Source organism: Sporomusa sp., assembly GCF_057736855.1.
The window spans coordinates 1-1,535 of sequence record NZ_JBYKYF010000474.1; the positions used below are offsets into that span (position 1 = coordinate 1).

Annotated in this window: 3 protein-coding genes; all 3 read right to left on the reverse strand. The window is 40.7% G+C overall.

All coding sequences use genetic code 11. The features are described from left to right. Positions 1-202, reverse strand: a 202-nt coding sequence (locus AC29Z1_RS17815; protein WP_488272770.1) for a YraN family protein, incomplete at its 3' end; no start/stop codon positions are given. A 17-nt stretch (positions 203-219) separates the two neighbouring features. Then, the gene (locus tag AC29Z1_RS17820) at positions 220-510 is read right to left on the reverse strand and encodes an EscU/YscU/HrcU family type III secretion system export apparatus switch protein (protein ID WP_488272771.1); all 291 of its coding nucleotides are present in this window, start codon (positions 508-510) and stop codon (positions 220-222) included. A gap of 29 nt (positions 511-539) precedes the next feature. Beyond that, the gene (gene rnhB, locus AC29Z1_RS17825; RefSeq protein WP_488272772.1) at positions 540-1,310 is read right to left on the reverse strand and encodes a ribonuclease HII; all 771 of its coding nucleotides are present in this window, start codon (positions 1,308-1,310) and stop codon (positions 540-542) included. Positions 1,311-1,535: the final 225 nt, after the last annotated feature.

Genomic DNA, 1,535 nt, shown 5'->3' on the forward strand with positions numbered 1-1,535 from the left:
TGACAGCCTCAGCCGGAAACCCGTACGAAATGGAGCGCCTAGTCTTAACTTCAACAAAAACCAGACAATCTTTATCTCTGGCAATAATGTCAATTTCGCCAGTTTTGGTCCGATATTTGGTAGCTATAATTTTATATCCGAGAGTACCCAAATAATTTACAGCAGATTGTTCGCCTTTATTGCCAATGTCAATATGGTTCATAGCATCCTCCACCGGAATTACTTACGCTGCTTACCTATATGCTGGTCTAACCGGTAAATATATGCCAAAACTTCAGCAACAGCTTGATATAGTTCAGGCGGTATTTCTCTATCTAGTTCAACAGCCATAAGCATTCCTGTCAGCGTCTTGTTTTGATATACCGGGATTCCATGTTCTTTAGCCGTACTTAAAATCTTATCAGCAACCAAACCTGTCCCTTTGGCTATTACTTTAGGTGCTTGATTGTCCTGTTGATCATATTGCAAGGCAACTGCTTGGATTATTGGGTCACGTTTTTGATCTGGCAAAATATTATCTCCTTCACGGTAAATATTACCTAACGCGATTCCTTAACCGGTGCAAAACTTTGGCGGTGATAGATGCATGGTCCATATTTGGCAAGAGCATCCATATGTTCCTGCGTACCATATCCTTTATTGCGTCTAAACCCGTACATAGGATATTGGCTATCAAGTTGGTTCATAATTTCGTCCCGTTCTACTTTGGCAACGATGGACGCCGCAGCAATTGACGCACTGACCTGGTCGCCACCGATAATTGATTGCGCAGGTATCGTAAGCGATAACGGTACGGCATCGATGAGTACCGCTTGCGGTGCTGGCGACATAGTTTCAATGACTTTGTACATACCTTTCAAAGTTGCTTGATAAATATTCATTTTATCAATGATCTCCGCACTCACGATACAACGGTTTACTGTAATAGCAACCTTTATAATATCTTGGTATAACTTTTCCCGCTGTGCGGCTGAAAGTTTTTTTGAATCATTTAACCCTGGCAAATAACAGTCAGGCGGCAAAATAACACCAGCAATTACTACCGGACCTGCTAAAGGTCCTCTGCCGGCTTCATCAATACCCGCAACTAAATTGTATCCCTTGCTTTGTAATTGCCGCTCATATTGGTAGAGTGCATAAATACGCTCTTTTTCCTGTAAATCCCGCTGCCGGCGGGATTCCCATTTATCTACCAGCCGCCGCACCGATACACGAGCATCTGCTTTTAGTCTTGCTATTATATCTAAGGAAATATCTTGGTTCGATAATAATGAAGAAATTTGTGCTACTGTCATTTGCGCTGTGTTCAAAACATAATCCCCCAAAATTATTTATCTTTTACATATTCTTGCTGCAAACTACAAATCCTTCCGGATGGAAACAATAATAATAAAACTGCAATAATTTGTTGACTGTTTTGGAAATAACCTTTTAATTTATAAAGATTATAAGTATATCAAAAGGTTACATCAATACGTTTAGCTACTGTTCTCCCTGGACAGATTGGTGTATGCACGCGTTAGCGTGAATGCTTC